This window comes from Pseudomonas sp. PNPG3 (assembly GCF_023093815.1).
Taxonomy (GTDB): Bacteria; Pseudomonadota; Gammaproteobacteria; order Pseudomonadales; family Pseudomonadaceae; genus Aquipseudomonas; species Aquipseudomonas asiatica.
Genome location: NZ_JALLKV010000018.1, coordinates 42,769 through 67,621, shown reverse-complemented (window position 1 = coordinate 67,621; position 24,853 = coordinate 42,769). Strand labels below are relative to the sequence as shown.

Annotated in this window: 22 protein-coding genes; 7 read left to right on the top strand and 15 right to left on the bottom strand. The window is 63.4% G+C overall.

Annotation, left to right across the window (positions count from 1 at the left end):
* Positions 1-118: 118 nt before the first annotated feature.
* The 9 genes from MJ643_RS14230 to MJ643_RS14190 all read right to left on the bottom strand — a co-directional run bounded on the left by MJ643_RS14230 (position 119) and on the right by MJ643_RS14190 (position 11,956).
* The gene (locus MJ643_RS14230) at positions 119-1,087 is read right to left on the bottom strand and encodes a peptide ABC transporter ATP-binding protein (RefSeq protein ID WP_024086321.1); all 969 of its coding nucleotides are present in this window, start codon (positions 1,085-1,087) and stop codon (positions 119-121) included.
* Complete coding sequence (locus MJ643_RS14225; RefSeq protein WP_003257886.1) at positions 1,087-2,055, bottom strand: ABC transporter ATP-binding protein; 969 nt, start codon at positions 2,053-2,055, stop codon at positions 1,087-1,089. Before MJ643_RS14225 ends, MJ643_RS14230 begins: the two co-directional genes overlap by 1 nt.
* Before the next feature lie 10 nt (positions 2,056-2,065).
* Positions 2,066-2,992 carry an ABC transporter permease subunit gene (locus MJ643_RS14220; RefSeq protein WP_015269040.1) on the bottom strand — a complete coding sequence of 309 codons (927 nt, stop codon included), beginning with the start codon at positions 2,990-2,992 and terminating at the stop codon, positions 2,066-2,068.
* Positions 2,993-3,002: 10 nt separating this feature from the next.
* A complete protein-coding gene (locus tag MJ643_RS14215) occupies positions 3,003-4,013 on the bottom strand; it encodes an ABC transporter permease subunit (RefSeq protein WP_012316108.1) in 1,011 nt (336 codons plus the stop codon).
* A gap of 91 nt (positions 4,014-4,104) precedes the next feature.
* Complete coding sequence (locus tag MJ643_RS14210) at positions 4,105-5,715, bottom strand: ABC transporter substrate-binding protein (RefSeq protein WP_208209340.1); 1,611 nt, start codon at positions 5,713-5,715, stop codon at positions 4,105-4,107.
* Between the two features lie 77 nt (positions 5,716-5,792).
* Positions 5,793-7,172 carry an OprD family porin gene (locus MJ643_RS14205; RefSeq protein ID WP_024086323.1) on the bottom strand — a complete coding sequence of 460 codons (1,380 nt, stop codon included), beginning with the start codon at positions 7,170-7,172 and terminating at the stop codon, positions 5,793-5,795.
* A 233-nt stretch (positions 7,173-7,405) separates the two neighbouring features.
* Positions 7,406-8,998: an ABC transporter substrate-binding protein gene (locus MJ643_RS14200; protein ID WP_024086324.1), complete on the bottom strand. Its 1,593-nt coding sequence runs from the start codon at positions 8,996-8,998 to the stop codon at positions 7,406-7,408.
* A 146-nt stretch (positions 8,999-9,144) separates the two neighbouring features.
* The gene (locus tag MJ643_RS14195; protein WP_024086325.1) at positions 9,145-10,770 is read right to left on the bottom strand and encodes an ABC transporter substrate-binding protein; all 1,626 of its coding nucleotides are present in this window, start codon (positions 10,768-10,770) and stop codon (positions 9,145-9,147) included.
* Positions 10,771-11,239: 469 nt separating this feature from the next.
* Positions 11,240-11,956 (bottom strand): SIMPL domain-containing protein, encoded by a 717-nt coding sequence (locus tag MJ643_RS14190; RefSeq protein WP_024086326.1) that lies wholly within the window; start codon positions 11,954-11,956, stop codon positions 11,240-11,242.
* A gap of 202 nt (positions 11,957-12,158) precedes the next feature.
* On the opposite strand from MJ643_RS14190, the gene MJ643_RS14185 reads away from it, so the two are divergent.
* The 4 genes from MJ643_RS14185 to MJ643_RS14170 all read left to right on the top strand — a co-directional run bounded on the left by MJ643_RS14185 (position 12,159) and on the right by MJ643_RS14170 (position 16,546).
* A complete protein-coding gene (locus tag MJ643_RS14185; protein ID WP_003257889.1) occupies positions 12,159-13,415 on the top strand; it encodes an ATP-binding protein in 1,257 nt (418 codons plus the stop codon).
* Positions 13,415-13,975: a response regulator transcription factor gene (locus tag MJ643_RS14180; RefSeq protein WP_015269045.1), complete on the top strand. Its 561-nt coding sequence runs from the start codon at positions 13,415-13,417 to the stop codon at positions 13,973-13,975. Before MJ643_RS14185 ends, MJ643_RS14180 begins: the two co-directional genes overlap by 1 nt.
* Before the next feature lie 215 nt (positions 13,976-14,190).
* Positions 14,191-15,132 carry an AEC family transporter gene (locus MJ643_RS14175; protein WP_015269046.1) on the top strand — a complete coding sequence of 314 codons (942 nt, stop codon included), beginning with the start codon at positions 14,191-14,193 and terminating at the stop codon, positions 15,130-15,132.
* Between the two features lie 55 nt (positions 15,133-15,187).
* Positions 15,188-16,546 carry an amino acid permease gene (locus tag MJ643_RS14170; protein WP_013971058.1) on the top strand — a complete coding sequence of 453 codons (1,359 nt, stop codon included), beginning with the start codon at positions 15,188-15,190 and terminating at the stop codon, positions 16,544-16,546.
* 126 nt (positions 16,547-16,672) lie between these two features.
* Here MJ643_RS14170 and MJ643_RS14165 read toward each other — a convergent pair whose 3' ends face one another.
* The 6 genes from MJ643_RS14165 to gatC form a co-directional block, all read right to left on the bottom strand.
* Entirely contained in the window at positions 16,673-17,047 is a 375-nt protein-coding gene (locus MJ643_RS14165) for a carboxymuconolactone decarboxylase family protein (RefSeq protein ID WP_013971059.1), read from the bottom strand.
* Between the two features lie 10 nt (positions 17,048-17,057).
* Positions 17,058-18,101 carry a calcium/sodium antiporter gene (locus tag MJ643_RS14160; RefSeq protein WP_038408754.1) on the bottom strand — a complete coding sequence of 348 codons (1,044 nt, stop codon included), beginning with the start codon at positions 18,099-18,101 and terminating at the stop codon, positions 17,058-17,060.
* 60 nt (positions 18,102-18,161) lie between these two features.
* The gene (locus tag MJ643_RS14155) at positions 18,162-18,536 is read right to left on the bottom strand and encodes a septal ring lytic transglycosylase RlpA family protein (RefSeq protein ID WP_038408756.1); all 375 of its coding nucleotides are present in this window, start codon (positions 18,534-18,536) and stop codon (positions 18,162-18,164) included.
* A gap of 143 nt (positions 18,537-18,679) precedes the next feature.
* Entirely contained in the window at positions 18,680-20,125 is a 1,446-nt protein-coding gene (gene gatB, locus MJ643_RS14150; RefSeq protein WP_013971062.1) for an Asp-tRNA(Asn)/Glu-tRNA(Gln) amidotransferase subunit GatB, read from the bottom strand.
* Between the two features lie 11 nt (positions 20,126-20,136).
* A complete protein-coding gene (gatA, locus tag MJ643_RS14145) occupies positions 20,137-21,588 on the bottom strand; it encodes an Asp-tRNA(Asn)/Glu-tRNA(Gln) amidotransferase subunit GatA (RefSeq protein WP_024086328.1) in 1,452 nt (483 codons plus the stop codon).
* A 15-nt stretch (positions 21,589-21,603) separates the two neighbouring features.
* On the bottom strand, positions 21,604-21,891 hold the full coding sequence (gene gatC / locus MJ643_RS14140; protein ID WP_003255165.1) for an Asp-tRNA(Asn)/Glu-tRNA(Gln) amidotransferase subunit GatC: 288 nt from the start codon (positions 21,889-21,891) through the stop codon (positions 21,604-21,606).
* A gap of 205 nt (positions 21,892-22,096) precedes the next feature.
* Here gatC and mreB point away from each other — a divergent pair, with 205 nt between their 5' ends.
* The 3 genes from mreB (at position 22,097) to mreD (ending at position 24,853) form a co-directional block, all read left to right on the top strand.
* On the top strand, positions 22,097-23,134 hold the full coding sequence (mreB, locus tag MJ643_RS14135; RefSeq protein ID WP_003255163.1) for a rod shape-determining protein MreB: 1,038 nt from the start codon (positions 22,097-22,099) through the stop codon (positions 23,132-23,134).
* A 166-nt stretch (positions 23,135-23,300) separates the two neighbouring features.
* Positions 23,301-24,365 carry a rod shape-determining protein MreC gene (gene mreC, locus MJ643_RS14130; protein WP_080676019.1) on the top strand — a complete coding sequence of 355 codons (1,065 nt, stop codon included), beginning with the start codon at positions 23,301-23,303 and terminating at the stop codon, positions 24,363-24,365.
* The gene (mreD, locus tag MJ643_RS14125; RefSeq protein WP_015269051.1) at positions 24,365-24,853 is read left to right on the top strand and encodes a rod shape-determining protein MreD; all 489 of its coding nucleotides are present in this window, start codon (positions 24,365-24,367) and stop codon (positions 24,851-24,853) included. The genes mreC and mreD overlap by 1 nt, the downstream gene beginning before the upstream one ends.

Genomic DNA, 24,853 nt, shown 5'->3' with positions numbered 1-24,853 from the left:
GTGGGGCCGCTTTGCGGCCCATCGCGACACCAGGCCGCTCCTACAGGAGATCGCGGTCCCTTGTAGGAGCGGCCTTGTGTCGAGAAAGGGCTGCAAAGCAGCCCCGGCTATCTAAAGGCTAGAGAAACTGCTCGGCATAGTGACAAGCCACCTGCCGGGTACTCACCTGCCTGAGCGCCGGCACCTCCTTGGCACAACGCTCGGTCGCATACGGGCAGCGCTTGTGAAACGCACACCCATCCGGCGGGTTCAGCGGGTTGGGCAACTCCCCGGCAATGCGGATCTTCGGCTTCAAAGGGTCCGGGTGAATCGCCGGCGTCGCCGACAGCAGCGCCTGGGTATACGGGTGCAACGGCCTTTCGTAGATATCTTCTTTCGGCCCCATCTCCGCCGGCCGGCCGAGGTACATCACCAGCACCTGATCGGCCACATGCCGCACCACCGCCAGGTTGTGCGAGATGAACACGTAGGCAGTGTTGAACTCCTTCTGCAAATCCATGAACAGGTTCAGCACCTGGGCCTGGATCGACACGTCCAGCGCCGAGGTCGGCTCGTCCGCCACCAGCACCTTGGGCTGCAGCATCATTGCCCGGGCCAGGGCAATACGTTGGCGCTGGCCACCGGAGAACATGTGCGGGTAACGCTGGTAATGCTCGGGGCGCAGGCCGACCTGTTCCATCATCTTCTGCACCTTTTCTCGCCGCTCGGCCTTGCTCAGCGAGGTGTTGATCAGCAGCGGCTCGGCCAGCTGGTCACCAATCTTCTGCCGTGGGTTGAGCGAGGCGTAGGGGCTCTGGAACACCATCTGCACATCGCGGCGCAGTTGCTTGCGCTCGCTCTTGCTGGCGCCTTTCACTTCGGTGCCGGCAATTTGCAGCGAGCCGGACGACGGCTCTTCGATCAGGGTCAGGGCGCGGGCCAGGGTCGACTTGCCGCAGCCGGACTCGCCGACCACGGCCAGGGTCTTGCCGGCCTCCAGTTCGAACGACACGCCATTCAGCGCGCGGACCAGGGCGTGGCCCTTGAACAGCCCGCGGGAGACTTCGTAATGCCGGGTCAGCTCCCGGGCGGATAGAACGACGGCCATCACGCCACCTCCTGGTTCAGCGGGTAGAAGCAACGCACCAGGCCATGGGCCTGGGGATCGAGGGGCGGGCGCTGGCGCCGGCAGTTGTCCTGCACGTACGGGCAGCGCGGTGACAGCAGGCAACCCACGGGGCGGTCGTAGCGGCCTGGGACGATGCCGGGCAGGGTGGCCAGGCGTTCGGCACCGATGCTGTGCTCGGGGATCGCCGCCAGCAACGCTTCGCTGTAGGGGTGGGCGGGCACGTCGAACAGCTCCGGCACCTGGCCCACTTCCACGGCCTGGCCGGCGTACATCACGCACACCCGCCTGGCCGTTTCGGCGACCACGGCGAGGTCGTGGGTGATCAGGATGAGCGCCATGTTGCGCTCCTTCTGCAGGTTGACCAGCAGCTCCATGATCTGCGCCTGGATGGTCACGTCCAGCGCAGTGGTGGGTTCGTCGGCAATCAGCAGCTTGGGCTCGCCGGCAATCGCCATGGCAATCGCCACGCGCTGGCTCATGCCGCCGGACAGCTGGTGCGGGTAGGCGTCCAGGCGGCTTTCCGCAGCCGGGATCTCGACCTTCTTCAGCAGCTCCAGGGCACGCTGGCGCGCGGCCTTGCCCTTCAGGCCCAGGTGCTGGCGCAGCACTTCCTCGATCTGGTAGCCCACGGTGTAGCTGGGGTTGAGCGCGGTCATCGGGTCCTGGAAAACCATGGCGATGTCCTTGCCCACTACCTTGCGTCGCTGGCGACCGCTGAGCTTGAGCATGTCGGTGCCGTCGAAGGTGAGCGAGTCGGCGGTGATGCGCCCGGGGGCGTCGATCAGGCCCATCAGGGCCATCATGGTCACGGACTTGCCCGAGCCGGATTCGCCGACGATGGCCAGGATCTCGCCGGCCTCCACCGTCAGGTCCAGGCCATCGACCACCGGTACCGCATTGGCGTCGCCGAAGCGCACGTTCAGGTTGTTGATCTGCAACAGTGACATGGCGTTCTCCTCAGGCGGCGTTCTTGAGTTTCGGGTCCAGCGCATCGCGCAGGCCGTCGCCCATCAGGTTGATTGCCAGCACACTGAGCAGAATGGTCAGGCCGGGCAGGCTCACCACCCACCAGGCGCGCTCGATGTAGTCGCGGGCCGAAGCCAGCATGGTGCCCCACTCCGGTGTCGGCGGCTGCACGCCAAGGCCGAGGAAGCCCAGGGCGGCGGCGTCGAGGATGGCCGAGGAGAAGCTGAGGGTGGCCTGCACGATCAGCGGTGCCATGCAGTTGGGTAGCACGGTGACGAACATCAGCCGTGGCAGCCCGGCACCGGCCAGGCGCGCGGCGGTGACGTAGTCGCGGTTCAGCTCACCCATCACGGCGGCGCGGGTCAGGCGCACGTAGGATGGCAACGACACGATGGCGATGGCGATCACGGTGTTGATCAGGCCTGGGCCGAGGATGGCGACGATGGCCACTGCCAGCAGCAGCGAGGGCAGGGCCAGCATCACGTCCATCAGGCGCATGATCGACGGGCCTAGCAGTTGCGGGAAGAAACCGGCCAGCAGGCCCAGCAGGATGCCAGGGATCAGCGACATCACCACCGACGACAGGCCGATCAGCAGCGACAGCCGCGCGCCCTGGATCAGCCGCGAAAGCAGGTCGCGGCCCAGCTCGTCTGTGCCGAGGATGAACTGCCAGCTGCCACCTTCGAGCCACACCGGTGGGGTCAGCAGGAATTCGCGGTACTGCTCGCTCGGGTCGTGCGGGGCAACCCACGGCGCGAACAGCGCGCAGAACACTACCAGGCACATGAAGGCCAGGCCCATCACCGCGCCTTTGTTGCGGGCGAAGGCTTGCCAGAATTCTTTGTATGGCGAGGGGTAGAGCAGGCTCTGGTCCACCGGGCTGGCCGGCGTGACGGATTTCGGAATCGGGCTAGTCATGGCGAAGGCCTCAGCGCTGATGACGGATGCGTGGGTTGGCCAGGCCGTAGAGGATATCCACGACGAAGTTGACCAGGATCACCAGGCAGGCGATCAACAGGATGCCGTTCTGGACCACGGGGTAGTCACGGGCACCGATGGCTTCGATCAGCCACTTGCCGATGCCCGGCCAGGAAAAGATGGTTTCGGTCAGCACCGCACCGGCCAGCAACGTGCCGACCTGCAGGCCGAATACGGTCAGTACCGGGATCAGCGCGTTGCGCAGGCCGTGCACGAACACCACGCGTGCCGGCGACAGGCCTTTGGCGCGGGCGGTGCGGATGTAGTCCTCGCGCAGCACTTCGAGCATCGACGAGCGGGTCATGCGGGCAATCACCGCCAGCGGGATGGTGCCGAGCACGATGGCCGGCAGGATCAGGTGCATCACCGCGTCCTTGAACGCACCTTCCTCGTCGCTGAGCAGGGTGTCGATGAGCATGAAGCCGGTCTTCGGCTCGATGTCGTAGAGCAGGTCGATGCGCCCGGACACCGGGGTCCAGCCCAGGCTTACCGAGAAGAACATGATCAGGATCAGGCCCCACCAGAAGATCGGCATCGAATAACCCGCCAGCGAAATGCCCATCACCCCGTGGTCGAACAGCGAACCACGTTTGAGCGCGGCGATCACCCCGGCCAGCAGGCCGACGATGCCAGCGAACAGCAGGGCGGCGAAGGCCAGTTCGAGTGTGGCCGGGAACAGGGTGAGGAACTCGCTCCACACGCTCTCGCGGGTGCGCAGCGATTCACCGAGGTCACCCTGGGCCAGCTTGCCGACGTAGTCCAGGTACTGGACCGGCAGCGGCTTGTTCAGGCCCAGGCGCTCCATGGCCTGGGCATGCATTTCGGGGTCGACCCTGCGCTCGCCCATCATCACTTCCACCGGGTCGCCGGGGATCAGGCGTATGAGCGCGAAGGTCAGCAAGGTGATACCGAAAAAGGTCGGTATCAGCAGGCCAAGGCGCCGGGCAATAAAGCTCAACATTGTCGGGGTTACCTCATCAGGCCGTGGGGCGATCAGCCCGCTACGGTGGTGCCGCCGGTTCCCGTGTGGGTTGCCGGCGGTCGTTGTTGTTCTACTTCACCTTGGTGGTGGCGAAGTTGTTGTTGGTCAGAGGGTTGATCACGTAGCCCTCCACGTTGTCACGCATGGCGGTGAACATCTTCGGATGGGCCATGCTGATCCAGGGTTGTTCGTCATCGTACACTTTCAATGCCTCGTTATAGAGCCTTGCACGCTCGTCGTTGTCGATCACTTCGCGGGCGCGGCTGATCAGCTCCTGGAACTTGGGGTTGCACCAGCGTGCATAGTTCTCGCCGCTTTTGGCGGCATCGCAACTGAGCAGCGGGCTGAGGAAATTGTCCGGGTCGCCGTTGTCGCCGGCCCAGCCGGTGGACACCAGGTCGGCCTCGCCCTTCTTGGCCCGGCGCAGCATTTCGGCCCACTCCATCACACGGATGTCCAGCTTCAGTCCGATCTGCTTGAGGTCGGCCTGCAGCATCTCGGCAGACAAGCGCGGGTTGGGGTTGGTCGGGCCGCCGCCGTTGCGCGTGAACAGGGTGATTACCGTACCTTCGGGCACGCCCGCCTGCTTGAGCAGATCGCGCGCCTTGGCCAGGTCGCGGGGTGGGTTTCTGTTCTCGTTGTTGTAGCCGATCATGGTCGGCGGGTACGGGTTCACGCCGACCAATGCGTTGCCTTTGCCGAACAACTGGTCGACTTGGGTCTGGCGGTCGAAGGCCATGTTGATGGCTTTGCGCACGCGAACGTCGCTCAGGTATTTGTGTTCGGTGTTCATCGAGATGTAACCGGTGACCAAGGCCTCGATCTCCTCGACCTTGAGTTTCGGGTCCTGCTTGATCGACGGCACGTCATCGGGCTTGGGATAGAGCGCTACCTGGCACTCGTTGGCGCGCAGTTTCTGCAGGCGCACATTGCTGTCGGTAGCGATGGCGAAGACCAGCGCATCGGCCGGCGGCTTGCCGCGGAAATAGTCCGGGTTGGGCTTGAAGCGAACCTGGGCATCCTTGTTGTAACGCTGGAAGATGAACGGGCCGGTGCCGATCGGCTTGCTGTTCAACTCGGCAGCCTTGCCAGCCTTGAGCAACTGGTCGCCGTATTCGGCGGAGTAGATCGAGGTGAAGCCCATGGCCATGTCGCGCAGGAACGGCGCTTCCGGTCGGGTAAGGGTAATTACCACGGTGTGCTCGTCGGCCTTGCTGACCGACTTGAGCAGGTCCTTGAAGCCCATGCTCTCGAAGTACGGGTATCCGACGCTGGTCTTGTCATGCCATGGATGGTTCGGATCGAGCTGGCGATTGAGGCTCCACAGGACGTCATCGGCGTTGAAGTCGCGGGTGGGCTTGAAGTAGTCGGTAGTGTGGAACTTCACGCCCTGGCGCAGATGGAAGGTGTAGGTCAGGCCATCGGCTGAAATGTCCCAACGCTCGGCCAGGGCCGGCTGGACTTCGGTGGTACCGGGCTTGAAGTCGACCAGGCGATTGAACACCGTCTCGGCCGAGGCATCGGCGGTGACCGCAGTGGTGTACTGGACGATGTCGAACCCTTCCGGGCTGGCTTCGGTGCACACCACCAATGGTTTGGCCGCCAGTTGCGTGGCACCGCCCAGAAGCAGTGCGGCCAGGGCCAGGCGCAGTGGCCGCGATTTCATGAAAGCTCTCTGCATGGGTTGAAACTCCCTGCTTGCATTGATTCCAGCGTAGCCGCCACGGCCCGCAGCGAAGCAGGCCGTGGCGCCGGCGGTCAGAGAATGTTGAATGGAATGGTGGTAACCACCCGGAACTCATCCAGGCTGCCATCGCCCTGGGCCTTGCTGGCGCGGTGCGCGGTGTAGGTGGCACGGATGCTGGTGTCTTTCAATGGCCCGCTCTGTACCGCGTAGCTGGTGCCGAAGCCCCACTCGTAGTGGGTTTCGCCATCCAGGCCGTTCACGTCGTAGGCGGTACCGCGGTAATGAGTACCATCGATGCCCCAGCCGCGGGCGTTGTACAGGTTGAACTTCAGGCCCGGCACGCCGTACGGCGCCATGTTCAGCACGTAGGAAATCTGCAGCGATTTCTCGTTGGGGCCGTTGAAGTCCGACAGCAGCGAGTTGGCCAGGTAGATGCCGTTGGTTTCGTGCAGGTAGTCGAAGTACTCGTTGCCGTTGACCTGCTGCCAGGAGGCGCTGAGGGTGTGGGCCTGGTGGGTCAGGCCGAACGACAGGCTGTAGGTGTCGTTGTCGATCTCGCCCATCTTCTTGCTGCCGGCGTCGACGGTCTTGTAGTAGTTCAGGCCGGTGCTCAGGCTTAGCACTGCGCTGTCGCCGAGCACGTGGTTGGCGCCGAAGTAGTACTGGTTCCAGAAGTCGTCGACCTTGGTGGCGTACAGGCTGGTGCTCAGGCTCTTGAGCGGCTGGTAGTTGATGCCGGCGGTGCTGGCGCGGTCGGTCTCCACGCCAGTGGCGCTGTACTCGGTGCGGAACTTGCTGAGGCTCTGTTCGGTACGTGGCGAGACGCGGTCGAAGGTGCCCAGGTCGAAGCTCAGGTTGTCGAATTCGGCGCTGTGCAGGAACGCGCCCTGGAAGCTCGAGGGCAGGGCGCGGTTGCCGATGTAGGCGATCATCGGCGTGTCCACCGATTGGCGGCCGACGGTGAGCGTGGTGTTGGACACCCGCGCCTTGACGTTGGCCAGGCCCATCTTGCTCCACTGGCCGACCGGGTCGCCGTCGCTGTGGGTCAGGGTGCGGTTGTTGGGGCCGGCGACGTCCTCGCGGTTCTGCAGCAGGGCGATGGCATTGTAACCGGCGGCTTCGACGGCGAAGCCGACGGTGCCCTGGGTGAAGCCGGAGCTGTAGTTGAGGATGGTGCCCTGCACCCAGTTCTCGCGGCTGTGGGTGTCGTGGCGGGTGCCGTCGCTCTTGTAGTACTTCCACAGCGGGGCGCGTGCGGCGCGCTCGCGGGCATACCAGTTGCGGGTGCTGCCGGACAGGCTCTGGCCGTCGACGAAGCCGCTGGCCTGCTCCTGCTCGCTGCTGCCTTTTAGTGTGATGGGCACGTATTCCTGGCTTTGCGGGTCGGCCTGGGTCACGGTGGATAAGGCACTGATGGATAACGCCAGTGCGGTCAAGGTGAATAGTCTCAAGGTTAAAGCTCCCTTTCTGTTCTTCTAGTTATTGCCTGGCCTTGTGGGCCGGGCTTCTTGCTGCGGTGTTGCCAGGGTTGCCCGGGGTCACCGGGCAGAATCGGGGCGTTGTGTTGGCTGTGCCGGCCCTTTCGCGGGTAAACCCGCTCCCACAGGGGCACCACAGGTTTCGGCATGTGCGCCGTATCTGTGGGAGCGGGTTTACCCGCGAAGAGGCCCTTGAGGGTCAAAGATCAATCAACACTCACACCGGAAAAGTCGTTGCGCCCGAAAGGGCTGACCTTAAATTCGGAAACCTTGATGCTCAGCGGTTGGTTGACCGTTGAATGTGCCACCGGGGTAATCGGCACCTGCTGCTTGAGCCGCTGCTGGGCCTGCTGGTACAGGGCGGTGCGCTGCGCGCGGTCGGTGACCTGCTTGGCCTGCTTGACCAGGCTGTCGTACTGCGGATCGCACCACAGCGAGTAGTTGTTGCTGCCGATGGCATCGCAGTTGTAGAGGGTGCCCAGCCAGTTGTCCGGGTCGCCGTTGTCCCCGGTCCAGCCGATCAGGGCGATATCGTGCTCGCCGCTTTTCATGCGCTTGAGGTACTCGCCCCATTCATAGCTGACAATGCGCACCTTGAAGCCGAGCTTGCTCCAGTCGGCCTGGAGCATTTCCGCCATCAGCTTGGCGTTTGGGTTGTACGGGCGCTGCACCGGCATGGCCCACAGGGTGATCTCGGTGCCCGGCTTGACTCCGGCCTGCTGCAGTAGCTGTTTGGCCTTTTCCGGATCGAAGGGGGCGTCCTTGATGCTGTCGTCATAGGACCACTGGGTTGGCGGCATGGCGTTGACTGCCAGCTGGCCGGAATCCTGATACACAGCCTGGATGATCGCCTGCTTGTTCACTGCCATGTCCATTGCCTGGCGCACTTCCAACCGGTCGAACGGTGGGTGTTGAGTGTTGTAGGCGATATAGCCGAGGTTGAAGCCAGGCTGTTGCAGCACCTGCAGTTTGCTGTCGGCCTTGAGCGCCGGGAGATCTGCGGGGCGCGGGTGGAGGGTGACCTGGCATTCGTTGCGGCGCAGCTTCTGGATGCGCACCGAAGGGTCGATGTTGATCGAGAACACCAGGTTGTCGATCTTCACGTCCTGCGGTGACCAATAGGCCTTGTTGCCTTTGTAGCGGATCTGCGAATCCTTCTGATAACGCTGGAACACGAACGGGCCGGTGCCGATCGGTTGCTGGTTGATGTCGCTGGGGCGCCCGCTGGTCATCAACTGTTCGGCGTATTCGGCAGAGAGGATCGAGGCGAAGCTCATGGCCAGGTTCTGGATGAACGCGGCATCGACCTTGTTCAGGGTGAACACCACGGTCAGTGGACCGGTCTTTTCGACACGGGCGATGTTCTTGTCCAGGCCCATGCTGATGAAATAGGGGAACTCGGTCGGGTAGGCCTGGCGGAACGGGTGGTTCTTGTCGAGCATGCGGTTGAAGGTGAACAGCACGTCGTCGGCGTTGAAGTTGCGGCTCGGTGCAAAGGCCTTGTTGCTGTGGAACTTCACCCCTTCGCGCAGGTGGAAGGTGTAGCGCAGGCCATCTTCGGACACCTCCCAGCGGGTCGCCAGGGCAGGGTGCACGGCAGTGCCGCCGCGTTCGAACTCGACCAGGCGGTTGTAGATCGGTTCGGCGGCGTCGTTGTCGGTGGCGCTGGTGTACTGGGCAGTGTCGAAGCCGGCGGGGCTGCCTTCGGAACAGAACACCAGGTTGTTGGCCAGCAGCGCCGGCGATTGGCTGATCAGGCCCAGGGCCAGCAGGGCGGAAACTCGGGTGGTATGGCGCATGGCAAGTCCTTTTACGTCTGTTTGCGCCGCCTCGGGGTACGAATGGCGGCAACAGGTCGCCGACCCCGCTGCGGATGGCGGCGGGACGACATGGAGGGGGACGAGGTTGGCGGGGCACCCGCCGCTCGGCGGGTGCCTTGGCTAGCCTATTTGTCCACGCTGACGCCGTAGAAGGAGTTCAGCGCGAACGGGCTGATCTTGAAGTCCTTCACCTTGGCGCTCATGGGCTGGTACACGGTGGAGTGGGCGATCGGGGTGATCGGCACCTGCTCCTTGAGGATGTGCTGTGCCTGCTGATACAACTCGGTGCGCTTGGCCTGGTCGGAAGTGGCCTTGGCCTGCTTGATCAGGTCGTCGTAGGGCTTGTAGCACCATTTGGAGAAGTTGTTGCCGTTCATGGCGTCGCAGCCGTACAGGGTGCCCAGCCAGTTGTCCGGGTCACCGTTGTCACCGCTCCAGCCGATCAGCATGGCGCCCTGTTCGCCGCCTTTGGAGCGCTTGATGTACTCGCCCCATTCATAGCTGACGATCTTGGCCTTGATGCCGACCTTGGCCCAGTCGGATTGCAGCATCTCGGCCATCAGCTTGGCATTGGGGTTGTACGGGCGTTGCACGGGCATCGCCCACAGGGTGATTTCGGTGCCTTCCTTGATGCCGGCTTCCTTGAGCAGTTGCTTGGCTTTTTCAGGGTCGAATGGCACGTCCTTGATGCTGTCGTCATAGGACCACTGGGTCGGGGGCATGGCGTTGACCGCCAGTTGGCCGGCGCCCTGGTAGACCGACTCGATGATCTTTTTCTTGTCCACGGCCATGTCCAGCGCCTCGCGGACCTTCAGCTGGGCCAGCGGGTTGGGCTCGTTGCTGCCCTTGACCTTGTCCATCACGTTGTAGGCGATGTAGCCGAGGTTGAAACCGGCTTGCTGCGGCATCTGCAGCTTGGGGTCCTGTTTCAGCGGCTGGATGTCGGCAGGGCGCGGGAACAGGGTGACCTGGCACTCGTTCTTCTTCAGCTTCTGCATGCGCACAGAGGCGTCGGTGGTGATGGCGAAGATCAGGTTGTCGATCTTCACGTCATCAGGTTGCCAGTAGTCCTTGTTGCCCTTGAAGCGGATCTGCGCGTCCTTCTGGTACTTGCTGAACACGAACGGGCCAGTGCCGATCGGCTTCTGGTTGATGTCAGCGGCCTTGCCGTCCTTGAGCAACTGGTCGGCGTATTCGGCGGACTGGATCGAGGCGAAGCTCATGGCCAGGTTCTGAATGAATGCGGCGTCGACTTCGTTGAGGGTGAACCTGACGGTATGTTCGTCGAGCTTCTCCAGCTTGGCGATGTTCTTGTCCATGCCCATGTCGGTGAAGTATGGGAACTCGGTGGGGTAGGCCTTGCGGAACGGGTGGTCCTTGTCGAGCATGCGGTTGAAGGTGAACAGCACGTCGTCGGCGTTGAAGTTGCGGGTGGGCTTGAAGTAGTCGGTGGTGTGGAACTTGACCCCTTCGCGCAGGTGGAAGGTGTAGGTCTTTCCGTCGTCGGAGACTTCCCACTTGGTTGCCAGACCCGGGATGACTGCCGTGCCGCCACGTTCGAACTGGGTCAAGCGGTTGAACACGGTCTCGGCCGAGGCGTCAAAGTCAGTCCCTGTGGTGTATTGGCCCGGGTCGAAGCCGGCCGGGCTGCCTTCGGAGCAGAACACCAGGTTGGACGCTGCGAGGGCCGACGGTGCGCCGGAGAGCAAGCCTGCGCCTAGCAGGAACGGAATGACTGCGTGTTTGAGCATGGTGGCCTCATTGTTGTCATTTTTCGATTGAGGTGGCCTCGTGAGCCGACCTGCGGATACTTATGCAGGGGTGTTCCCAATGCAATATGCGGAGGGATAGTTGGCGCCAGAAAAGTGGTACGGGCGTACATGGATGTCGCATTGATATAACTTTCGAAGAAGTTAAACGTTTGCGTAGGCAAAATGATGGCTTTTTGCGGGATATTTCGAGGCGGGATTGGCGTAGGAAGCACCTTATTGGTGCGTAGGAAATGTCTGAAAATGCTGATTTGGCAGAGAACTGGATTCGCAAGCGATCCGTGTACCCTGTGGGAGCGGCTTTAGCCGCGAAGAATCCAACGCGGTGCATGGCACCGGCTGCGCCGGTGTTCGCGGCTAAAGCCGCTCCCACAAGGTCCCTGCTAATTCAATGAGTCATGTGCAGTTCCATGAGAGCGGGCAAGCCCGCTCCCACAGGTGTTTCGTGAATTTAAGGCATCTGCACTTCGATCAGGCCATCGGCATTCATGCTCACTTCACTGGTCCCTGCCTCGATATCCGGCGCCGGTGCCGACTCATCAGCCCCCATGGCCTTCATCGCCATCGGCGCACTGCGCAGGTAAGGGCGCGGGTAACCGCTGCTGTTGAGGTTCAGGCTGACCACCTTGTAGCCCTTGCCACCCAGTGCCTCGGTAGCCAGTTGCGCGCGTGCCTTGAAGGCATCCACCGCATCCTTGAGCAGTGCATCCTCGCTGGCCTTGCGCGTGGTCGGGGCGATGGAGAAGTCCATGCCCCCCATCTTCAGCTCTTGCAGTAGGTCGGCGGTCAGCTGCGACAGGGCAGGGAAGTTGGCGCTTTCCAGGCGCAACTCGGCGCGCTCGCGCCAGCCGGTGATCTTCTGGCCCTTGCTGTCATATACCGGGTAGCTGTTGCGGCTACCCTGGCTGATCTTCACGTCCTTGACCTGGCGCGACTGCTGTACGGCCTTGTTCATGGTCTCGGTGATCTGCTTGGCGAGCTTGCCCGGGTCGGTGTTCTGCGCTTCGCTGTACAGGGTAACGACCATCAGGTCGCGCGCCACTTCCTTGCTGACCTCGGCACGCAGCGAGACCTGATTGTAGCGCGGCTCATCGGCAGCCAGCGCCGGCAGGCTGGCGAGCAGGCCGCAGGACAGGATCAGGGCGGTGCCGCGACGTGGGATTTGCATGTGGTACTCCTTGGCAATATAAGGCGTGGGTTGTGGCCATCCATTCCACGCATGGCCCATCAGACCGGCAACAGTGTAGTGGGTTCAAAAGTGCCATCATGAACCTGTGACAAAGTGTGGCGCTTTGCCGCATCGCTGCAGCGAGGCGCCTGGCTTCGGTATACTCCAGCCGATTTTTCTGGAGCACTCATCAGGAGAGCTCATGCTCGCCGCCGTACAACCGCTGTCCGCTACTCGCCAGAACCTCTGGCGCCTGACCGTCATTCGGGTCCTGGTCCTGGCTGCCCAGGCCGGCTCCGTGGGCGTCGCCTACTGGACCGAACTGCTGCCTTTGCCCTGGCTGTCGCTGGCCGGCACCTTGGCCTTGTCTTCGCTGCTGTGCGCCTTCACGGCCCTGCGCCTGCGCCTGTCGTTACCTGTCACCGAGCTGGAATATGCCCTGCAGCTGGCCTGCGACCTGCTGATCCACAGTGCCTTGCTGTACTACTCCGGCGGCTCGACCAACCCGTTCGTTTCGTATTACCTGGTGCCGCTGGCGATTGCCGCAGTTACCTTGCCGTGGCTGTATTCGCTGATCCTGTCCGGCATTGCCCTGACCGCCTACAGCCTGCTGCTGGTGCAGTTCTACCCGCTCGAAGGCCTGCCGATGGCGCGGGACAAGATGCAGGTGTATGGCATGTGGCTGAGTATTGCCCTGGCCGCGGCGGTGATCACCTTCTTTGCCGCACGCATGGCCGAAGAGCTGCGCCGCCAGGAGCAACTGCGTTCCGAGCGGCGTGAAGAAAGCCTGCGCGACGAGCAGTTGCTGGCCGTGGCCACCCAGGCCGCCGGTGCCGCCCATGAGCTGGGCACACCGTTGGCGACCATGAGCGTGCTGCTGAACGAAATGCGCCAGGACCACGCCGACCCGTTGCTGCAGGAAGACCTGCAGATCCTTCAGGACCAGGTGAAGCTGTGCAAGGAAACCCTGCAACAGCTGGTACGCGCCGCCGAAGCCAACCGCCGCCTGGCCGTGGTGGAGCAGGATGTCACGGCATGGCTGGACGAGGCGCTCAACCGTTGGCACCTGATGCGCCCGGAAGCCAGCTACCGCTTCCAGCGCTTGCGCGACGGCCAGGTGCCGCGCCTGACCCCGCCGCCGGACCTGACCCAGGCGCTGTTGAACCTGTTGAACAATGCCGCCGATGCCTGCCCCGACGACCTTGAAGTGCGCCTGGACTGGGACACCCATGACATCGTCATCAGCATCCGTGACCACGGCCCCGGCGTGCCGCCGGCGATCGCCGAGGCCATCGGCAAACCCTTCATTACCACCAAGGGCAAAGGCTTCGGCCTGGGCCTGTTCTTGAGCAAGGCCAGCGTGACCCGTGCGGGCGGTTCGGTGAAACTCTATAGTCATGAACAGGGTGGCACCCTGACCGAACTGCGCCTGCCCTATGGCAAGCGAGGAGATGAATGATGAGCGAAGAAAACCAGGTCGAAGGCGAAGAGCTGCCGCACCTGCTGCTGGTGGATGACGATGCCACCTTCACCCGGGTCATGGCCCGGGCCATGAGCCGCCGCGGTTTCCGCGTAAGCACCGCCAGCTCTGCCGAGGAAGGGTTGATCCTGGCCCAGCAAGACCTGCCGGACTACGCCACGCTGGACCTGAAGATGGAGGGCGACTCCGGCCTGGTGCTACTGCCCAAGCTGCTGGAGCTGGACCCGGAAATGCGCGTGGTGATCCTGACCGGTTACTCGAGCATTGCCACTGCGGTGGAAGCGGTCAAGCGTGGTGCCTGCAACTACCTGTGCAAGCCGGCCGATGCCGATGATGTGCTGGCTGCGTTGCTGTCAGAGCACACCGACCTGGACAGCCTGGTGCCGGAAAACCCGATGTCGGTCGACCGCCTGCAGTGGGAGCATATCCAGCGCGTACTGAACGAGCACGAGGGCAATATCTCGGCCACCGCGCGGGCGCTGGGCATGCACCGGCGGACCTTGCAGCGCAAACTGCAGAAGCGCCCGGTTCGGCGCTGATTCAGTACTGGCAGTGCCGGCCTCTTCGCGGGTAAACCCGCTCTTACAGGTGTTCACAGGCCTCCAGACCTGTGCAGTACCTGTAGGAGCGGGTTTACCCGCGAAAGGGCCGTAACTGCCAGAAACTTCTCTTTATCACCCCGCGATCCCCGCAAGTCCCGGCCGTTGGCGTATCATTAGCCCCCTAACGGCAACCCTTCCAGGATCGCTTGCGCATGCTCGCCCTTCTTATCCAGACGTTGAACATCACGGCCCCGGTCTTCGCCATGCTGTTCATGGGCGTGCTGCTCAAACGTATCCGCCTGATCGACGACAATTTCAACCGCGTAGCCTCGCAACTGGTGTTCAACGTGTGCATGCCGGCGTTGCTGTTCCTCGGCATCTACCACGCCGACCTGGCCACGGCGGTCAAACCCGGCGTCCTTCTCTATTTCATCGTCGCCACCCTGGCCGGCTTCGCCATTGCCTGGGGCATGGCCATCTGGCGCAGCCCGCTGGCCGACCGGGGCATCTATACCCAGGGCGCATTCCGTGGCAACAACGGCGTGATCGGCCTGGCCCTGGCCGCCAGTCTCTACGGCGACTACGGCATCTCCCTGGGGGCGGTACTCGCCGGCCTGGTCATCCTCATGTACAACTCGTTGTCGGCGGTGGTGCTGGCGGTTTACAGCCCGGACCTGAAATCCGACCCGTGGAGCATTTGCAAGAGCATCTTCAGCAACCCGCTGATCATCAGTGTGCTGGTGGCCACGCCCATGGCCTACGGCCAGGTGCCGCTGCCCAACTGGCTGCTGACCTCGGGCGATTACCTGGCGCAGATGACCCTGCCGCTGGCGCTGATCTGCATCGGTGGCACGCTGTCGATGGCGGCACTGCGCGACAGTGGCAGGCTGGCCATCGACGCCAGCCTGGTGAAGATGGTCTGGCTACCGCTGCTGGGTACCCTCGGTGCCTGGCTATGCGGCTTCCGCGGCGCCGAGCTGGGCATCCTGTTCCTGTACATCGGCAGCCCGACTGCAGCTGCCAGCTACGTCATGGCGCGGGCGGCGAACGGCAACCATGAGCTGGCTGCATCGATCATCGTGATTACCACGCTAATGGCGGCGATCACCACCAACATTGGTATTTTCATCTTGCAGTGGGGCGGATGGATCTAGATCCTTGACTGCAAACAACACAAAAACACAGCCTCACTGAGCTAAAGGACACTTCATGCAAGACCAGAGCACGCCCGAGCGGTTACAGCGCGGGCTGAAGAATCGCCATATCCAGCTGATCGCGCTGGGCGGGGCCATCGGTACCGGGTTGTTCCTGGGCATTGCCCAGACCATCCAGCTGGCGGGCCCCTCCGTCCTGCTGGGCTACGCCATTGCCGGCCTGATGGCCTTCCTGATCATGCGCCAGCTCGGTGAAATGGTTGTTGAAGAGCCCGTGGCCGGCAGCTTCAGCCACTTCGCCCACCAGTACTGGAGCGAGTTTGCCGGGTTTGTTTCGGGCTGGAACTACTGGGTGGTGTACGTACTGGTCGGCATGGCCGAGCTTACCGCGGTGGGCATCTACGTGCAGTACTGGTGGCCCGGCTTCCCCACCTGGGCCACGGCGGCGATCTTCTTCGTGGTGATCAACCTGATCAACCTCACCCAGGTTAAGGTCTACGGCGAGATGGAGTTCTGGTTCGCCCTGGTCAAGGTGGTGGCCATCGTCAGCATGATCGGCTTCGGCGCCTGGCTGCTGACCAGCGGCCATGGCGGCCCGGACGCCAGCGTGGCCAACCTCTGGCAGTACGGCGGCTTCTTCCCCAACGGCGTCACCGGCCTAGTGATGGCACTGGCAGTGATCATGTTCTCGTTTGGTGGCCTGGAGCTGGTGGGCATCACCGCCGCCGAGGCCGACAACCCGCGTCAGAGCATCCCAAAGGCCACCAACCAGGTGGTGTACCGTATCCTCATTTTCTATATCGGTGCCCTGGCGGTGCTGCTGTCGCTGTACCCATGGCAGAAGGTGGTGCAGGGTGGCAGCCCGTTCGTGATGATCTTCCATGAACTGGACAGTGACCTGGTGGCGACCATCCTCAATATCGTGGTGCTGACGGCCGCACTGTCGGTGTACAACAGCTGCGTGTACGCCAACAGCCGCATGCTGTTTGGCCTGGCCAGCCAGGGCGATGCACCGCGTCAGTTGCTGAAGGTAAGCCGTAGCGGCGTGCCGCTGACCGCGCTGGGTGTGTCGGCTTTTGCCACCGGGCTATGCGTACTGATCAACTACCTGATGCCGGGCGAAGCCTTTGGTTTGCTGATGGCCCTGGCGGTGTCGGCGCTGGTGATCAACTGGGCGAGCATCAGTATCACCCACCTGAAGTTCCGCAAGGCCAAGCTGGCGGCCGGGATTACCCCGTTCTACAAGAGCTGGGGGCACCCGGTAACCAACTACCTGTGCCTGGCGTTCATCGTGCTGATTCTGGTGGTGATGTACCTGACCCCGCCGATTCGCATCTCGGTGATGCTGATTCCGGGGTGGATCCTGGTGCTGTGGGTGGCCTTCAAGATGAAGAAGGCTCGCCAGGCCAGGTAGGTAACACAGTACCGGCCTCTTCGCGGGCACGCCCGCTCCAACAGGGATTCCACAGGCTCTAAGACCTGTGCAGTACCTGTGGGAGCGGGTTTACCCGCGAAGAGGCCGAGCCTGAAAAAGGCTGGGTCAGCCTTGATAGCTGTCGATCACTTCCTGTGCTGCACGGAACGCATCAATCGCCGCCGGCACCCCCGCATACACCGCGCAATGCAGCAGCGCTTCGCGAATTTCCTCCACCGTACAGCCATTGTTCAGCGCCCCGCGCACATGCCCCTTGAGCTCCTGCGGGCACTTGAGTGCGGTCAGCGTGGCCAGGGTAATCAGGCTGCGGGTTTTCAACGGCAGCCCATCGCGGGCCCACACGCTGCCCCAGGCATGTTCGTTGACGAAGTCCTGCAGCGGCTGGGTAAAGTCGGTGGCATTGCCCAGGGCGCGGTCGACGAACGCATCGCCCATCACCTGGCGCCGAATCTGTTCGCCGGTTTTCTTGCTATCAGCCATGTTGTTTTCCTTAGTGTTGGCGGCGCCAGGCTCGTGCGGTGGTGTACAGCAACACCATGGCGAGCACCGGCAGTACGTAGAACAGCATCAACCGCTCCAGGCGGCCGGCCAGTGGCATGCCCATGGTAAACGCCGCCACGTGCAGCCCATAGGCCAGGTACAGGCAGAGGAACACCAAGCCTTCGGCGCGAGTGATGCGGTAGCCGGAATAGAACACCGGCAGGCTCAGCGCAGCAACACCCAGCATTACCGGCAGATCGAAGGCCAAGGCGTTGGGCGAGATCGACAGCGGCTCGGGAGTGACCAGCGCGGTCAGGCCCAGCACGGCCAGCAGGTTGAACAGGTTGCTGCCGATCACTGTGCCCACGGCAATTTCCCGCTCACCGCGCAGGGCGGCGATCAGCGCAGCGGCCAGTTCCGGCAGGGAGGTGCAAATGGCAACGACGGTCAGGCCGATGATGCGCTCGGACAGGCCCAGGTCGGTGGCCACCTCCACGGCGGCTTCCAGCAACAAGTGACCCGCCAGGCTCAGCAGGCCCAGGCCGGCCAGCACCTGCAGCAGCGTGCCCGACCAGAAGCGCCCGGCGCTGCTGGTGACGGTGGTCGGTGCGGGGTAGGTGCGGGCGTAGTGGCGCGACTGGTGCCAAAGCATTGCCAGGTAGCCGACCAGTCCGGTCAGCAGCAACACCCCTTCGGCCCGGCCCAGGTGGCCGTTGGCGGATAACGCGTAGACCAGGCCGCTGGCGACGATCATCAGTGGAATGTCCAGACGCACCAGTTGCCGCGACACGCGCAGCGGGATGATCAGTGCGGCCAGGCCGAGAATGACCAATACGTTGAATATGTTGCTGCCGATAACGCTGCCCACCGCCACGTCCGGCGCGCCTTGGTAGGCGGCCTGCAGGCTCACGGTCATTTGCGGGGCAGTGCTGCCGAAGGCCACCAGGCTAAGGCCGATGATCAGCGGGCGTACGTGCAGGCGCTGGGCCAGGCGCAGGGCTGCGCGAACCAGCAGTTCGGCACCGCCGATCAGCAACAGCAGGGCGATGCCCAGTTGCAGGAGGCTGGAGGTAGGTAGGGTAGCCAGGTCGAAAATGGTCGGACTCCTGTCGCGTCAGTCGCTAAGCCCTTGTACTCGCACGCGCGCGGTTCCGCTACGGATCATGCCGATTTTTTCTGCGGCGGCACGTGAAAGATCGATCAGGCGGCCGCGGGTGTGTGGGCCACGGTCGTTGATGCGCACCACGACGCTGCGCTGGTTGGCCAGGTTGGTCACCCGTACCCGACTGCCGAAGGGCAGGCTGCGGTGAGCGGCGGTGAGGCCGTGCTGGTTGAACGGTTCGCCGCTGGCGGTGCGTTTACCGTGGTGGCGAGAGCCGTAATAGGAGGCGGTGCCGGTCTTGTCGTAACCGTCGGGGTCGATGTCCTGGCTGGCGCAGCCGGCCAGCAGGGAGAAGAGGGCGAGGGTGCTCAGGGATCGTTTTAGCAATTCGAATGCTCCGGTGCGGCCATTCGCGGCTAAAGCCGCTCCCACAGGTACGGCGCTGCACTGGCGAGCTGCGCTTTACCTGTGGGAGCGGCTTTAGCCGCGAACGAGGGCGAAGCCCTCGCAGGACTACAGGGGTAAAACAATCACCCTTCGAGCTTGGCCTTGAGCAATTGGTTCACTTGCCCCGGGTTGGCCTTGCCCTTGGAGGCTTTCATCGCCTGGCCGACGAAGAAGCCGAACATCTTGCCACGCTTGGCCTCGTCGGCTGCGCGGTACTGTTCGACCTGCTCGGCGTTGGCCGCCAGCACTTCGTCGAGCATCTTGTCGATCGCACCGGTATCGGTGACCTGCTTCAGGCCCTTGCTTTCGATGATGCTGTCGGCATCGCCTTCACCGGCGGCCATGGCCTCGAACACGGTCTTGGCGATCTTGCCGCTGATGGTGTTGTCACGGATACGCAGCAGCATGCCGCCCAGCTGTGCGGCGCTGACCGGCGCCTGGTCGATCTCGATGCCCAGCTTGTTCAGCAGGCTGCCCAGCTCGACCATGACCCAGTTGGCAGCCAGCTTGGCATCGCCACCGATCTTCACCACTTCCTCGAAGTAGTCCGCCTGCTCGCGGCTGGAAGCCAGCACGTTAGCGTCGTAGGCCGACAGGCCGTACTGGTTCTGGAAGCGCTCGACCTTCTGCGTCGGCAGTTCCGGCAAGCCGGCGCGGACGGTTTCGAGGAAGCTGTCCTCGATCACCACCGGCAGCAGGTCCGGGTCGGGGAAGTAACGGTAGTCGTTGGCTTCCTCCTTGCTGCGCATGGAGCGGGTCTCGTCCTTGTTCGGGTCGTACAGGCGGGTTTCCTGTACCACCTTGCCGCCGTCCTCGATCAGGTCGATCTGGCGCTGGATCTCGCTGTTGATCGCGCGCTCGATGAAGCGGAACGAGTTGACGTTCTTGATCTCGCAGCGGGTGCCGAACTCGGCCTGGCCTTTCGGGCGGATCGACACGTTGCAGTCGCAACGCAGCGAGCCTTCGGCCATGTTGCCGTCGCAGATGCCCAGGTAACGCACCAGCGCGTGGATTGCCTTGACGTAGGCCACGGCTTCCTTGGCGCTGCGCATGTCGGGCTCGGAGACGATTTCCAGCAGCGGGGTGCCGGCACGGTTCAGGTCGATGCCGGTGGAGCCGCTGAAGTCTTCGTGCAGGCTCTTGCCGGCATCTTCTTCCAGGTGCGCGCGGGTTACCCCGATGCGCTTGATGGTGCCGTCTTCCAGGGCGATGTCCAGGTGGCCCTTGCCGACGATCGGCAGGTCCATCTGGCTGATCTGGTAGCCCTTGGGCAGGTCCGGGTAGAAGTAGTTCTTGCGCGCGAACACGTTGCGCTTGCCGATCTCGGCATCGATGGCCAGGCCGAACATGCACGCCATGCGCACGGCTTCCTGGTTCAGTACTGGCAGTACGCCAGGCATGCCCAGGTCAACCAGGCTGGCCTGGGTGTTCGGCTCGGAACCGAAGGTGGTGGCGCTGCCGGAGAAGATCTTCGACTGGGTGGCGAGCTGAGTGTGGATTTCCAGCCCGATCACAACTTCCCATTGCATGTGTGAATTCCTCAGAAGCCGTTGGGGGCGCGGGTGTGCCAGTCGGTCACTTGCTGGTAGCGGTGCGCGACGTTGAGCAGGCGGCCTTCCTGGAAGTATGGCGCCAGCAGCTGCACGCCGACCGGCAGGCCATCGACGAAGCCGGCCGGCATCGACAGGCCCGGCAGGCCCGCCAGGTTGGCGGTGATGGTGTAGACGTCTTCCAGGTAGGCGGCGACCGGGTCGCTGCTCTTGGCGCCGAGCTTCCAGGCCGGGTTTGGCGTGGTCGGGCCGAGGATCAGGTCGACGTCGTTGAAGGCGGCCATGAAGTCGTTCTTGATCAGGCGGCGGATCTGCTGCGCCTTCACGTAGTAGGCGTCGTAGTAGCCGGCCGACAGGGCGTAGGTGCCGACCATGATGCGGCGCTGCACTTCGACACCGAAGCCTTCGCCACGCGAACGCTTGTACAGGTCGGTGAGGTCTTTCGGGTTCTCGCAGCGGTAGCCGAAGCGCACGCCATCGAAACGCGACAGGTTGGACGAGGCTTCAGCGGGGGCGATCACGTAGTAGGCCGGGATGGCGTGCTGCATGTTCGGCAGGCTGATTTCCTTGACCACCGCGCCGAGCTTTTCCAGCTCCTTGACGCTGGCCTGGACCAGGTCGGCGATGCGTGGGTCGAGGCCGGCACCGAAGTACTCCTTCGGCAGGCCGATGCGCAGGCCTTGCAGCGAAGCATTCAGGTTGGCGCTGTAGTCCGGCACCGGCTCTTCGATGCTGGTGGAGTCCTTGGCGTCGAAACCGGCCATGCCTTGCAGCAACAGGGCGCAGTCTTCGGCGGTACGGGCCAGCGGGCCGCCCTGGTCGAGGCTGGAGGCGTAGGCGATCATGCCCCAGCGCGACACGCGGCCGTAGGTTGGCTTGAGGCCGGTGAGGTTGGTCAGTGCCGCCGGTTGGCGGATGGAGCCGCCGGTGTCGGTGCCGGTGGTGGCTGGCAGCAGGCGTGCAGCCACAGCCGCGGCCGAACCGCCCGACGAGCCGCCCGGGACGTGCTCAAGGTTCCATGGGTTCTTCACCGCGCCGTAGTGGCTGGATTCGTTGGCCGAACCCATGGCGAATTCGTCCATGTTGGTCTTGCCCAGGGTGACCATGCCGGCTTCGGCCAGCTTGGCAACCACGGTGGCGTCATACGGCGCCTTGAAGTTGTCGAGCATCTTCGAGCCGCAGCTGGTGCGTACGCCGTTGGTGCAGAACAGGTCCTTGTGGGCGATCGGGGCACCCAGCAGCGCGCCGGTTTCGCCAGCGGCGCGACGGGCGTCGGCGGCACGCGCCTGGCCCAGGGCCAGGTCTTCGGTGACGCTGATGAAGCTGTTGATCTGCGGGTCGAGCTGCTTGATGCGCGCCAGCAGGGCGCCGGTCAGCTCTTCGGAGGAAAACGACTTGTCGGCGAGTCCGCGGGCGATCTCGGCCAGGGTCAATTGATGCATGGCAGGCACTATCCCTTACTCGATGACTTTGGGAACCAGGTACAGACCGCTTTCGGTCGACGGCGCGATGGCCTGGTAGGCGTCGCGCTGGTTGCTTTCGGTGACCTGGTCGGGACGCAGGCGCTGGCTGGCCTCCAGGGGGTGGGCCAGTGGCTCGATGCCAGTAGTGTCGACCGCTTGCATCTGGTCGACCAGCCCGAGAATGCTGTTCAGTGCGTCAGTAATGCGTGGCAGTTCGCCATCATTCAGGCCCAGACGGGCCAGATGGGCGATCTTTTCCACGTCGCAGCGTTCAAGCGCCATGGGGATCTCCAGGGGAAACAAAGACCGGAATTCGGGTCCGCAGTGAGGAACATGTCAGCTTTCTGGCGGTCTAACGGCCGCGAAATTCTGCTGGCGTGCTCGGAAAAACAGCCAATTTAACATATTGGCTCCTTGCCCAAAATCCCTGCCATTGTTAGAGTTTGCCGCACTTTTTTACCCACGCTTTCCCCAGGGTCACTTTCCCATGTTCAAGAAACTGCGTGGCATGTTTTCCAGCGATCTGTCCATCGACCTGGGTACTGCCAACACCCTTATTTACGTGCGTGAGCGCGGTATCGTCCTGAATGAGCCCTCGGTTGTTGCCATCCGTACCCATGGCAACCAGAAAAGCGTCGTCGCCGTCGGTACCGAAGCCAAGCGCATGCTGGGCCGTACGCCTGGCAACATTGCTGCCATTCGTCCGATGAAGGACGGCGTCATCGCCGACTTCAGCGTCTGCGAAAAAATGTTGCAATATTTTATCAACAAGGTTCACGAGAACAGCTTCCTGCAGCCGAGCCCGCGCGTGCTGATCTGCGTGCCGTGCAAGTCGACCCAGGTAGAGCGCCGCGCCATTCGCGAATCGGCGCTGGGTGCCGGTGCCCGTGAAGTGTTCCTGATCGAAGAGCCGATGGCCGCCGCCATCGGTGCCGGCCTGCCGGTCGAAGAAGCCCGCGGTTCGATGGTCGTCGATATCGGTGGTGGTACCACTGAAATCGCGCTGATCTCCCTGAACGGCGTGGTCTATGCCGAATCCGTCCGCGTTGGCGGCGACCGCTTCGACGAAGCCATCGTCACCTACGTGCGCCGCAACTACGGCAGCCTGATCGGCGAGTCCACCGCCGAGCGCATCAAGCAGGAAATCGGTACTGCCTACCCGGGCGGCGAAGTACGTGAAGTCGACGTGCGCGGCCGCAACCTGGCCGAGGGCGTACCGCGTGCCTTCACCCTGAACTCCAACGAAGTGCTCGAAGCGCTGCAGGAATCCCTGGCGACCATCGTCCAGGCGGTCAAGAGTGCCCTGGAGCAATCGCCGCCCGAGCTGGCCTCGGACATCGCCGAGCGTGGCCTGGTGCTGACTGGTGGTGGCGCGCTGCTGCGTGACCTCGACAAGCTGCTGGCCCAGGAAACCGGCCTGCCGGTGATCGTCGCCGAAGACCCGCTGACCTGTGTCGCCCGTGGCGGCGGTCGCGCCCTGGAGATGATGGACAAGCACGCGATGGACCTGCTCTCCAGCGAGTGATTCCGCTCGCTGTTCACGAGCGCCCGGTTTACAGGTAGTACGCACAGTGCTACCTGTATGTGCTGGGCTGGCGCCCGTTCGGGGCGCCGTATCCGTCAACCCGCAACCAGGCTGGTGCGTTGTCCCATGTCCAATGACCTCCTGAGTCGTCCACGAGGAACGGCCCATTAAACCGCTTTTCTCCAAGGGCCCTTCGCTGGGCGTTCGCCTGCTCGTCCTGGTGGTGATGTCGGTCGCGTTGATGGTTGTCGACGCGCGCTTCGACGTGCTCAAACCAGTGCGCAGCCAGATGGGCCTGGTACTCATGGAGTCGTACTGGATCACCGACCTGCCGCAGCGTGCGTGGCAAGGTGTGGCCGGCCAGTTCGGCAGCCGCACCGAACTGATCGCCGAAAACGAAAAGCTCAAGACCGAAGCCCTGCTGCTGCAGGGGCGCCTGCAGAAACTGGCGGCCCTGACCGAGCAGAACGTGCGCCTGCGCGAGTTGCTTAACTCTTCGGCGCTGGTCAACGAAAAGGTCGAAGTGGCGGAGCTGATCGGTGTCGATCCCAACCCGTTCACCCACCGCATCCTGATCAACAAGGGCGAACGTGATGGCGTGTTCCTCGGCCAGCCGGTGCTCGATGCCCGTGGCCTCATGGGCCAGGTGGTCGAGCTGATGCCCTACACCTCGCGGGTACTGTTGCTTACAGATACCACCCACAGCATCCCGGTGCAGGTCAACCGCAACGGCCTGCGCGCCATCGCCAGCGGCACCGGCAACCCGGAACGCCTGGAGCTGCGCCATGTGGCCGATACCGCCGACATCAAGGAAGGCGACCTGCTGGTCAGTTCCGGCATGGGGCAACGGTTCCCGGCCGGCTACCCGGTGGCCACGGTCAACGAAGTGATCCACGATTCCGGCCAGCCGTTCGCCATCGTTCGTGCCATCCCCACCGCCGCGCTCAACCGCAGCCGCTACATGCTGCTGGTGTTCAGCGACCGGCGCAGCCCGGAACAGCGCGCCACCGATGCCGCCATTGCCCAGGAAGAGGCTGACCGCAAGGGCACCTCGGCCGCAGGCCTGCCGGCCACGACGGGTGAGCAGGGCGCACCAGCTGGCAGCGCCCCTGCCGCGCCGGCTACATCAGCGGCCCCGACAGCCCCGGCTGCACAGCCTGCAGCTCCGGCGGCGGCACCTGCCACGCCGGCTGCCGCGCCTGCCGCACCCGCTCACACCCGGAGGCAATGATGGCTGCATCACGCCGCAACAACGGCTGGGTCATCTGGCTGACTTTCGCCATCGGCCTGCTGCTCAGCGTCTCGCCCATGCCGCAGTTCATGGAAGTGTTCCGGCCCATGTGGCTGGCCTTGCTGGTGTCGTTCTGGACCCTCGCCGTACCGAACAAGGTCGGCATGACCACCGCGTTCGTGCTGGGCCTGGCCGAGGATGTGCTGTACGGCACCCTGCTGGGGCAGAACGCGCTGATCCTCACCCTCATCACCTTCCTGGTGCTGTCGTTGCAGCAGCGCCTGCGCATGTTCCCCATGTGGCAGCAGAGCCTCGTGATCCTGGTGATCTTCGGCATTGCCCAACTGATCCAGCTGTGGCTCAGCGCGCTGACCGGCAACCGGCTGCCCACCCTGGCGCTGGTCTGGTCGGCGGTGATCAGTGCCTTGCTCTGGCCGTGGATCAGTTTCGCCCTGCGCGACCTGCGCCGACGCTTGCATATCAACTGA

Coding starts and splice junctions, on each gene's coding strand:
- MJ643_RS14170 (WP_013971058.1), top strand. CDS start 15,188: ATGCAAGACCAGAGCACGCCCGAGCGGTTACAGCGCGGGCTGAAGAAT.
- MJ643_RS14180 (WP_015269045.1), top strand. CDS start 13,415: ATGAGCGAAGAAAACCAGGTCGAAGGCGAAGAGCTGCCGCACCTGCTG.
- mreD (WP_015269051.1), top strand. CDS start 24,365: ATGGCTGCATCACGCCGCAACAACGGCTGGGTCATCTGGCTGACTTTC.
- MJ643_RS14175 (WP_015269046.1), top strand. CDS start 14,191: ATGCTCGCCCTTCTTATCCAGACGTTGAACATCACGGCCCCGGTCTTC.
- MJ643_RS14195 (WP_024086325.1), bottom strand. CDS start 10,770: ATGCTCAAACACGCAGTCATTCCGTTCCTGCTAGGCGCAGGCTTGCTC.
- gatC (WP_003255165.1), bottom strand. CDS start 21,891: ATGGCGCTTGAACGCTGCGACGTGGAAAAGATCGCCCATCTGGCCCGT.
- MJ643_RS14200 (WP_024086324.1), bottom strand. CDS start 8,998: ATGCGCCATACCACCCGAGTTTCCGCCCTGCTGGCCCTGGGCCTGATC.
- MJ643_RS14220 (WP_015269040.1), bottom strand. CDS start 2,992: ATGACTAGCCCGATTCCGAAATCCGTCACGCCGGCCAGCCCGGTGGAC.
- gatA (WP_024086328.1), bottom strand. CDS start 21,588: ATGCATCAATTGACCCTGGCCGAGATCGCCCGCGGACTCGCCGACAAG.
- MJ643_RS14210 (WP_208209340.1), bottom strand. CDS start 5,715: ATGCAGAGAGCTTTCATGAAATCGCGGCCACTGCGCCTGGCCCTGGCC.
- gatB (WP_013971062.1), bottom strand. CDS start 20,125: ATGCAATGGGAAGTTGTGATCGGGCTGGAAATCCACACTCAGCTCGCC.
- MJ643_RS14190 (WP_024086326.1), bottom strand. CDS start 11,956: ATGCAAATCCCACGTCGCGGCACCGCCCTGATCCTGTCCTGCGGCCTG.
- MJ643_RS14215 (WP_012316108.1), bottom strand. CDS start 4,013: ATGTTGAGCTTTATTGCCCGGCGCCTTGGCCTGCTGATACCGACCTTT.
- mreB (WP_003255163.1), top strand. CDS start 22,097: ATGTTCAAGAAACTGCGTGGCATGTTTTCCAGCGATCTGTCCATCGAC.
- MJ643_RS14230 (WP_024086321.1), bottom strand. CDS start 1,087: ATGGCCGTCGTTCTATCCGCCCGGGAGCTGACCCGGCATTACGAAGTC.
- MJ643_RS14165 (WP_013971059.1), bottom strand. CDS start 17,047: ATGGCTGATAGCAAGAAAACCGGCGAACAGATTCGGCGCCAGGTGATG.
- MJ643_RS14225 (WP_003257886.1), bottom strand. CDS start 2,055: ATGTCACTGTTGCAGATCAACAACCTGAACGTGCGCTTCGGCGACGCC.
- MJ643_RS14185 (WP_003257889.1), top strand. CDS start 12,159: ATGCTCGCCGCCGTACAACCGCTGTCCGCTACTCGCCAGAACCTCTGG.